General features: G+C 70.4%; 1 protein-coding gene. It reads right to left on the bottom strand.

Annotation, left to right across the window (positions count from 1 at the left end; translation table 11 throughout):
• Positions 1-10: 10 nt before the first annotated feature.
• Positions 11-10933 (bottom strand): type I polyketide synthase, encoded by a 10923-nt coding sequence (locus ACMTAK_RS47780; RefSeq protein ID WP_413811969.1) that lies wholly within the window; start codon positions 10931-10933, stop codon positions 11-13.
• Positions 10934-10970 lie beyond the last annotated feature (37 nt).

The raw sequence follows: 10970 nt of genomic DNA, 5'->3' as shown, positions 1-10970 counted from the left end.
TCAGATTGCTTCAGAGAATTCCGAGATCCTCGTCCACCATCTTGAAGAGTTCGCCATCCGTCGCCGATTCGAGTTGGTCGACGAGAGCAGCGCCGCTGCTCGGGACTTCCTGTGCGTCGCCGTACTTTGCCAAGAGCTCGCGCAGGCGTGACACCACATCCGTGCGGCCGATCTCCTCCCAGGTCATCGCGGACAGACCGGCTTCGAGCTGATCGAGTCCCACGGATACGGGGACCGAGGTGGCGGCGGATGCGGCGTCCCGCGCCAGCTCGTGGTGGAGGTGCTGGGCCAGGGCGGTCGGGGTCGGGTGGTCGAAGACCAGCGTCGCAGTCAGACGCAGTCCGGTCGCCGTGCCGAGCCGGTTGCGCAATTCCACCGCCGTCAGCGAATCAAAGCCGAAGTCCTTGAACGCGCGGCCGGGTTCCACGGTTTCGGGGCCGCCGTGGCCCAGCACCGCGGCGACATTGCGCCGCACCGTGTCCAGCACCAGGCGTTCGCCTTCCGCATACGAGGCTCCGGCCAGGCGCGCCCGCAACGCCTCCGCCGCTCCGGCCACTCCGCTGGATTCCGCCGTCGCCCGGCGGGCGGGCACTCGCACCAACTCCCGCATCACATGCGGTACTTCCGTGAGGCCGTCATGTGCGGCGGACCTCCAGACCGTCGTGTTCAGCCGTGCGGCGGCGATGACCGGGCCATCGCCCGCACAGGCGGCGTCGAACAGGGCAAGCCCCTCGGCCGAGGACAGGGCGGAGATGCCGACCTGGTCCATCCGCCGCCTGTCCACCTCGGCCAGCCCCGCGGTCATTCCGCTGCGTTCCTCCCACAGGCCCCAGGCCAGCGACAGGCCGGGGAGACCTTGCGCCCGGCGCTGTGTGACCAGCGCGTCGAGGAAGGCGTTGGCGGCGGCGTAGTTGCCCTGTCCGGCGGCCCCGAACATGCCCGCCACCGAGGAGAAGACCACGAACGCCGAAAGGTCGAGCCCGGCCGTCAGTTCATGCAGCGCGAGGGCCGCCTCCGCCTTCGGCCGCACTACCGTGTCCAGCCGCTCCGGAGTCAGCGACGCGATCACCCCGTCGTCCAGCACGGCGGCGGCGTGGACGACGCCCCTGAGCGGATGTGCGGCGGGGATGTCCGACAACACCGCGCCGAGGGCATCCCGGTCGGCCACATCGCACGCCGCCCAAGTCACCGACACGTCGGCCGAGGCCAGCTCGTCGGCCAGCTCTGCCGCGCCCTCGGCCGCCGAGCCCCTGCGGCTGAGCAGCACCAGATGCCGCACACCATGGTCGGCCACCAGGTGCCGGGCCAGCAGACCGCCCAGGGTGCCGCCGGCCCCGGTGATGAGGACCGTGCCCTCGGGATCCCATGTCGCCGAACGGCCCTGTTCCGCCTCCCCCTCGGCTCGGACCAGCCTCGCCGCCAGTACGCGCCCGCCTCGTACGGCCAACTGCGGCTCGCCCGAGGTGAGGGCCGCGGCCAGCGGAACGGAGCCGAGCTCCATGGGTTCGTCCACATCGAGGAGGAGCAGTCGGCCGGGGTGTTCGGCCTGCGCGGATCGCACCAGGCCCCATACCGCCGCCCCTGCCAGGTCGTCCACGCCCTCGGTGGAGGTGGTGGCCACGGCGCCACTAGTGGTGATGACCAGACGCGAGTCGGCGAACCGCTCCTCGGCCAACCACTCTTGCATCCGCTCCAGCGCCTGATGCGACACGCCACGTAGACCCTGGTGGGTGTCGCCACCGGTACCGGTCGCAGAGGTCAGCAGCACCCACTCCGGCAGAGATTCGCCCTCGGCGCCGGACACGGCAAGCGCCTCCAGATCAGGGTGCGTTCGCACCTGCCAACCCGCCGACCGCAACGCCATGGCCAGCTCACCGTCCTCTTCACCGATCACCGCACAGCGGGCGGTGGACGGCTCGTCGGCCAGGGGCGGCATGGCGTTCCAGCGCAGTTGGTACAGCGACTCATGGGAGGTGCCACGCGCGGCGTCGATCTGCTCGGCGGAGACCGGGCGCGTCACCAGCTCTGCCACCGAGGCCATCAACCGGCCCGTCTCATCGGCCACGGCGAGCGACAGCCCCTCGGCCCCGGCCGCCGCCAGCCGTACGCGGACCGTGGTCGCGCCGGTGATGTGCACCGACACCCCGTTCCAGGCGAACGGCAAGCGGACCCGTTCCGCGTCCGGGGCCACCAGACCGCCGGGCCCCGCCATGTGGAGGGCGGCGTCGAGCAACGCGGGGTGCACGCGGAACCGCGCGGCGTCCGGCCACTGCTCCTCGGCCAGCGCCACCTCGGCGAAAACCTCCGTGAAGGCCTCGCCTTGGCGCCGCCAGGCGGCCCGCACGCCCTGGAACACCGGCCCGTACCCGAGCCCGCCCAGCGCGAAGCGCTCGTACATGCCGCTGATGTCGATCGCCTCGGCGTCCGCGGGCGGCCACACGCTCAGCTCGGCCGAGATCGCCGCCTCCGGTCCCTCGGCCTGGGTCAGAACGCCGGTGGCGTGGCGCGACCAGGGTCCGTCCTCATCGCCGGATTCCTGGCGGGAGTAGACGGTGACGGGTCGGCGACCGTCGTCATCGGCTCCGGCCACCAGCACCTGGAGCTGAATCGCACCGCGTTCGGGAAGGACCAGCGGCGCTTCCAGCACCAGGTCGTCCACCTGGTCACAGCCAAAACAACCACCGGCATGCAACGCCAGATCCACGAAGGCCGTCCCCGGCACCACCACCGAGCCCAGCACGGCGTGGTCGGCCAGCCAGGCGTGCGTACGAGCGGACAGCCGACCGGTGAACACGCATCCGCCGGAGTCGGGCAGCCTCACGGCGGCGCCGAGCAGGGGATGTTCCTCGGACCGCAGCCCCGCCGAGACCACGTTGCCCGCCGCCCCACCGGCCTCGAGCCAGTACCGCTTCCGCTGGAACGCGTAGGTCGGCAGCTCCACGTGGCGTACGGGAGTCGGTGCGAGCAGCGCCGTCCAGTCCACCGGGACGCCACGGACGAAGATCCGAGCCAATGCCTCCTGGAGCGTGGCGCTCTCACCTCGGCCGCTGCGCAGGGCGGAGACGAACTCGACGTCCGCCGCACACTCCTGTCCCATGCCGGAGAGCACCCCGTCCGGGCCCAGCTCCAGGGAGGTCGTCACACCCGCCTCCGCGAGAGCCGCCATGCCGTCGGCGAAGCGCACGGTCTCACGGACGTGCCGTACCCAGTACTCGGCCGAGCACAGCGCCTCGGCATCCGCGACCAGACCCGTCACGTTCGATACGACGGGGATGCGGGGAGGAGCGTACGACAGCCCCTCGGCCACCCGCCGGAACTCCGCCAGCATCGGCTCCATCAACGGCGAGTGGAACGCATGCGAGACCCGCAGTCGCTTCGTCTTGACGCCCTCGGCCTCCAGCAGCCCGGCGACCTCCGCCACCGCGGCCTCAGTGCCAGAGATCACGGTCGACTGCGGGCCGTTGACCGCCGCCACACTCACCTCGGCCTCACGACCGGCCAGCAGGGGCAGCACATCCGCCTCGGCGGCCTGAACCGACACCATCACCCCACCCGGGGGCAACCCCTGCATCAACCGCCCACGAGCCGCCACCAGAGCACACGCGTCCTCGAGCGACAGCACACCCGCCACATACGCCGCCACCAACTCACCAATCGAATGCCCCGCCACAAAATCCGGCCGCACACCCCACGACTCCACCAACCGGAACAGCGCCACCTCCACCGCGAACAACCCACACTGCGTAAACCCGGTCTCATCCAGCCCCTCCGCATCCCCACGGACCACCTCCCCCAGCGAACGCCCCAACACCCCATCGAACCGCGCACACACCTCATCGAAGGCCTCCGCGAACACCGGGAACGCCTCGCACAGCTCCTGACCCATCCCGATCCGCTGACTGCCCTGACCCGAGAACAACACCGCCAGCTTCCCCGGCGCCGCCGAACCCCGCACCACACCGGCCGCCGGTACGTCATCCACCAGCGCTTCCAGCCCGGCCACGAAACCCTGGCGGTCACCGGCCAGCACCACCGCCCGGTGCTCGAACACCGAGCGCGTGGTCACCAGCGACGAGGCCACGTCCACGACCGATGTCCCGGCGTCCAGTTCTCCACGCGCGGACGACAACAACCGCTCCGCCTGTGCCCACAGCGCACCCTCGGACTTCGCCGACACCACCCACGGCACCAGCGGCGACCCGGCGGAGCCGTCCGTCACCGGCTCGGCGCCACCCCGTTCCTCGGGGGCCTGCTCCACAATCACATGCGCATTGGTCCCGCTGGCGCCGAAGGAGGAGACACCGGCACGCCTCGGCTGCCCCGTCTCCGGCCATTCCGTGGCATCCATGAGCAACCGCACCGCGCCCTCGGACCAGTCCACATGCGGTGACGGCTCGTCCACGTGCAGCGTCTCCGGCAGCACACCATGCCGCATGGCCAGCACCATCTTCATCACGCCCGCCACACCGGCAGCCGCCTGCGTATGGCCGATGTTCGACTTGATCGAGCCGAGCCACAGCGGCCGCTCCTCGGTGGCCCGCTCGCGCCCGTAGGTCGACAGCAGCGCCTGAGCCTCGATGGGATCGCCGAGTGTCGTGCCCGTACCGTGTGCCTCCACCGCGTCCACCTCAGCGGCCGACAGCCCGGCACTCGCCAGCGCCGCCCGGATGACTCGCTGTTGCGACGGGCCGTTGGGGGCCGTCAGTCCGTTGGACGCGCCGTCCTGGTTGACGGCGGACCCACGGACGACGGCAAGCACCCGGTGGCCATTGCGCCGTGCGTCCGAGAGCCGTTCCAGCAGCAGCACGCCGACGCCCTCGGAGAACCCCGTACCGTCCGCGGCCCCCGCGAACGCCTTGCAGCGACCGTCGGCCGACAGTCCCCGCTGGCGGCTGAACTCCACGAACAGGGCGGGGGTCGACATCACCGTCACGCCACCGGCGAGCGCGAGCGAGCACTCGCCCTGGCGCAGCGACTGGGCCGCGAGATGCAGCGCCACCAGCGACGACGAGCAGGCGGTGTCCACCGTCACCGCGGGCCCCTCGAACCCGAAGGTGTAGGAGACGCGGCCCGAGGCGATGCTGCCGGCGGTGCCGTTGCCGATGTAGCCCTCGACTCCTTCCGGCACCGTGGCCGAGCCGTAGTCGTGGTGCATGATTCCGGCGAAGACGCCGGTCTGGCTGCCGCGTACCGACGCCGGGTCGATACCGGCCCGCTCCAGCGCCTCCCACGACGTCTCCAGCAGCAACCGCTGCTGCGGATCCATCGCCAGCGCCTCACGCGGCGAAATCCCGAAGAACTCCGGATCGAAATCACCCGCGTCGTACAGGAAACCACCCTCACGCGCATACGCCGTGCCCCGGTGATCGGGATCCGGGTGATACAGACCCTCCAGGTCCCAGCCGCGATCGTCCGGAAAGGCCGCGATGGCGTCTCCGCCGTGGGCCAGCAGCCGCCACAGATCCTCGGGGGACTTCACCCCACCCGGGAAGCGGCAGCTCATGCCCACGATGGCGATCGGCTCGTCCCGAGAGGCGGCCACCGGCATACGACGTACCGCGTCGGCAGCCGCCTCGCCGCTCCCGCCGAGCAGCTCATCACGGAGGTAGCGGGCGAGCGCCAGGGGCGAGGGGTAGTCGAAAACCAGGGTGGCGGGCAGGCGCAGCCCGGTGGCCGTGTTCAGCCGGTTGCGCAGTTCGACGGCCGTCAGCGAGTCGAACCCGAGCTCCTTGAACGCACGCTCCGGCTCGACCTGTTCCACATCCGAGTAGCCCAGCACCGCGCCGACCCCGCCACGCACGAGATCCAGCAGCGTCTGCTCCTGCTCGGCCTCCGAGAACCCCGCGAGCCGGACGAGATCACCGTGCAGGGGTGTGTCCATACCCGGCGCGGCGTCCGCAAGAGCCCTCCGCGAGGGGGTACGGACCAGCCGTCGAAGCAACGGCGGTACGGCCCCGGCCCCAGCACGGAGCGCTGCCGGGGCGATCCGCACGGGAACCAGCAGCGACTGGTCCATGGCACTCGCCGCGTCGAGGAGCGCAAGGCCTTCGTCCGACGACAGCGGGATGACGCCGCCGCGCTCCATCCGGGCGACATCGGCGTCGGCGAGGTGGCCGGTCATATCGCTGCGCTCGGCCCAGAAACCCCAGGCCAACGACACCCCCGCAAGCCCACGCGCCCGACGCCGCGCCGCCAGCGCGTCCAGGAACATATTCGCCGCCGCGTAGTTCCCCTGCCCCGCCGCACCGAAAGTGGCAGCAGCCGACGAGAACAGCACAAACGCCGACAGCTCCAGCTCCCGCGTCAGCTCATCCAGATGCACCGCCGCATCGACCTTCGGCCGCAACACCGCGTCGATGCGCTCCGGCGTCAACGACTCCACCACACCGTCGTCCAGCACACCGGCCGCGTGCACCACACCACGCAACGGACGATCCGCCGGAATACGCGCCAGCACCCCCGCCAACGCCTCACGATCGGCCACATCGCAGGCCACCATGGTCACCGACGCACCCAGCCCCACCAGCTCGGCCTCCAACTCCACCGCACCAACAGCCTCCCGGCCCCGCCGAGAAACCAACACCAGATGCCGCACCCCACCCTCAGCCACCAAATGCCGCACCACCAAACCACCCAGCGTGCCCGTGGCACCGGTCACCAACACCGTGCCCCCGGAATCCCACACAAACCCCGACCCAACTCCCCCAGCAGAACCCACAGGAACAACAGCACGCGACAGCCGAGGCACCAAAGCCTCCCCGGACCGCACGGCCACCTGAGGCTCCCCCCACCCCAGCACCGCCTGAAGCACACCGGCCGACACCGGTACCTCATCCACGTCCACCAGGACGAACCGATCCGGATGCTCAGCCTGCGCCGACCGCACCAAACCCCACACCACAGCCGCCGCCACATCCAGCACATCCTCACCCTCCACAGCCGCCACCGCACCCCGCGTCACCACCACCAACCGCGAACCGGCAAACCGCTCCTCCCCCAACCACCCCTGCACCACACCCAGGACACGATGGGCGAAATGGCGCGTGGCTGACGGAAGATCCTGTGCACCCGAATCCGACGCGGACGCACATGTCACGAGGACGACATCCGGGGAGCCGGCCAGAGTGGCCAGTTCCGGACTACTCACTACATCCTGTTCTGCCGTCTCCAACGCGGCGGTGAGGCCGATGTCGTCCGATCCGACTATCGCCCACTGAGCCTGAGAGGCCGCCGCTCCCCGCATACCTTCTGTGGGCACGCGGTCCCACTCCACGGTGAACAGCGAGTCCCTGGCCACCTGCGGGGACGCGGTGAGCTGCTCGGCCGCCACCGGTCGACCCACCAGCGAGTCGACCGACGCCACCGGCACTCCGTCGGCGTCCGCCACCAGCACCGAAATCCCCTCGGCGCCCGACGGCGACAGGCGCACCCGCAGCTCCGTCGCACCCGTCGCGTAGAGGGAGACCCCTGTCCACGCGAACGGCAGACGAGCGGGGCCCGTCTCCTCGTCTTCCGGACCCACCCCGGCCATATGCAGGGCGGCGTCGAGGAGCGCCGGGTGCAGACCAAAACGGCCCGCCTCCGCGCGCTGTTCCTCCGCAAGCGCCACCTCAGCGAACACCTCATCACCACGACGCCACGCGGCCCGCACCCCCTGAAACACCGGCCCATACTCCAAACCCACCCCAGCCAACCGCTCATACACCCCACCCACATCCACCGCCACCGCACCAACAGGCGGCCACACACTCAACCCATCCACCACCACCGGAACATCAGCCGACAACACCCCCCTCGCATGCCGCGTCCACGACCCCTCCTCCTCACCCTCCACCTGAGAAAACACACCCACCACACGCCGACCCACCCCATCCGGCGCACCCACCGACAACTGCACCCGCACCCCACCACGCTCCGGCACCACCAACGGCGCCTCCAACGTCAACTCCTCCAACCACCCACACCCCACCCCATCACCCGCACGCAACACCAACTCCACCAACGCCGCCCCCGGCACCACCACCACACCCCACACCGCATGATCAGCCAACCAACCATGCGACACCAACGACAACCGCCCCGTCAACAACACCCCATCCACACCCGCCAACCCCACCACCGCACCCAACAACGGATGATCAGCCGAACCCAAACCGGCGGATGTCACATCGCCGACGGCCGACGAGGGAGTCTCGATCCAGTAGTGCTGTTGCTGGAAGGCATAGGTCGGCAATTCCACCCGCCGAGCACCCGCCCCCCGGAACGCCGTGGACCAGTCGACGGAGGCCCCGCCGACATACGCCTCGGCCAGCGAGGTCATAAACCGCTCCAGGCCGCCCTCGTCGCGGCGCAGCGAACCGACGGCGGTGACACGGGTGCCGTGCTCCTCAGCCGTCTCCTCGACACCCATCGTGAGCACCGGATGGGCACTGGCCTCGACAAACACCTGGAAACCGTCGGCCAGCAGAGCGCGGACGGTCTCCTCGAAACGCACCGTCTGACGAAGATTGCGATACCAGTACCCGGCATCCAGCCCAGCCGCATCCAGCACCCCACCAGTCACCGTCGAATAGAACGGCACCGACGACGAGCGCGGAGCGATCCCGGCAAGCTCCCGGGACAACTCACCCTCGATGGCCTCCACATGAGCGCAATGCGAGGCGTAATCCACCGGAACGCGCCGCGCCCGAATCGCCTCACGCTCGCATACGGCCAGCAACTCGTCCAACGCGTCGGCGTCACCGGAGACCACAACCGCCGAAGGCCCGTTCACCGCGGCCACCGACAACCGCTCACCCCACCGGCCCAGCCGCTCCCGCACCTCCGCCACCGGCAGCGACACCGACACCATGCCGCCCAGCCCCGACAACGCCCGCAGCGCCTTGCTCCGCAACGCCACCACCCGCGCCGCGTCCTCCAACGACAACGCACCCGCCACACACGCCGCCGCAATCTCACCCTGCGAATGCCCCACCACCGCCGCAGGCACCACACCGTACGAACGCCACACCTCAGCCAACGACACCATCACCGCCCACAACACCGGCTGCACCACATCCACCCGCTCCAACGCCACCGGATCGCCGAGCACATCCACCAACGACCACTCCACCAACGGCCCCAACGCCGCCGCACACTCACCCAACCGCTCCGCGAACACCGCAGACGACTCCAACAACCCCACCGCCATCCCCACCCACTGCGACCCCTGCCCCGGAAACACCAACACCGCACGACCATCACCACCCGCAACCACACCCCGCACCAACCCGGAGACATCCCGGCCCTCCGCCACCGCGGCCACCCCACCGACCAAGCCGCCCCGGTCCCCCGCCAGCACCACCGCACGATGCTCGAAGACCGTACGCGTCGTCGCCAGCGACCACCCGACATCCGCGGCCGACAGCTCCGCCCGCTCCTCCGCGTACGAGGCCAGCCGACCGGCCTGCGCCCGCAAGGCCGCCTCGGAGCGGGCCGACAGCACCCACGGCACCACTGCCGCGTCGCCCCCGCTCACCCGCTTGTCCGCCGCGTCGTCGTCATCGACGACCGGCGCCTGCTCCAGCACCACATGGGCGTTGGTGCCGCTGACGCCGAAGGCCGAGACACCGGCCCGGCGCGGTTCGCCGCTCTCCGGCCATGCCACCTGCTCGGCCAGCAGCTCGACCCCGCCGGCCGACCAGTCCACATGCGGTGTCGGCTCATCGACGTGCAGCGTCTTCGGCAGCGCACCGTGTCGCATGGCCAGGACCATCTTCATCACACCGGCCACGCCCGCCGCCGCCTGCGTATGGCCGAGGTTGGACTTCACCGACCCCAGCAGCAGTGGCCGACCGTCCGCGCGGTCCTGTCCGTAGGTGGCCAGCAGCGCCTGGGCCTCGATGGGGTCGCCCAGCGTCGTACCCGTGCCATGGGCCTCGACCGCGTCCACCTCGGCGGCCGACAGCCGCGCGTCGGTGAGTGCCTGAAGGATGACGCGTTGCTGGGAAATGCCATTGGGCACGGTCAGACCGCTGCTGCTGCCGTCCTGGTTGACGGCGGAGCCGCGTATCACCGCCAGCACCGGGTGGCCGTTGCGGCGCGCGTCCGACAGCCGCTCCAGCAGCAGCAGGCCCACACCCTCGCCCCAGCCCGTGCCGTCCGCGGCCGCCGCGAACGCCTTGCACCGGCCGTCCGGGGCGAGACCCCGCTGACGGCTGAACTCCACGAAGAGGCCGGGCGTGGACATCACGGTCACGCCTCCGGCGAGGGCGAGCGGGCACTCCCCCTGCCGCAGGGACTGCACCGCGAGATGCAGTGCCACCAGCGACGATGAGCAGGCGGTGTCCACCGTGACCGCGGGCCCTTCGAAGCCGAAGGTGTAGGAGAGCCGACCCGACATCACACTGGCCGCACCGCTGGTGGCCAGGAAGCCCTCGACTCCCTTCGGGGCCTGCCGCAGGGCGACGGTGTAGTCCTGACCGTTGGTGCCCACGAAGACACCGGTCTTGCTGCCACGCAACGACGCCGGAGTGACACCGGCCCGCTCCATGGCCTCCCACGACGTCTCCAGCAGCAGCCGCTGCTGCGGATCCATCGCCAGCGCCTCACGCGGCGAGATCCCGAAGAAGGCGGGATCGAATGCGCCCGCGTCGGAGAGGAACGCGCCCTCCTTGACGTACGAGGTGCCGGAGCGGTCGGGGTCCGGGTCGTACAGCTCCTCCAAGTCCCAGCCGCGGTCCTCCGGGAACGCGCTCACCGCGTCCTCACCACGGGTGAGCAGCCCCCACAGCTCCTCCGGAGACCGCACACCGCCGGGGAAGCGGCAGCTCATCGCCACGATCGCGATCGGCTCCCGGGACTTCTCCTCGACATCGCGGAGACGCCGCTGCGTCTGGCGCAGATCGGCCATGACGCGCTTGAGGTACTCGACGAGCTTCTCTTCGTTTGACACTTGGCCCTGCCCCCTCGAAGAAACCAGGTGGTTCTCG

Source organism: Streptomyces lacaronensis (assembly GCF_047337785.1).
GTDB classification, from domain to species: Bacteria; Actinomycetota; Actinomycetes; order Streptomycetales; family Streptomycetaceae; genus Streptomyces; species Streptomyces lycopersici.
The sequence above is the reverse complement of the archived record's forward strand: the minus strand, read 5'-3'. Positions and strand labels throughout refer to the sequence as shown.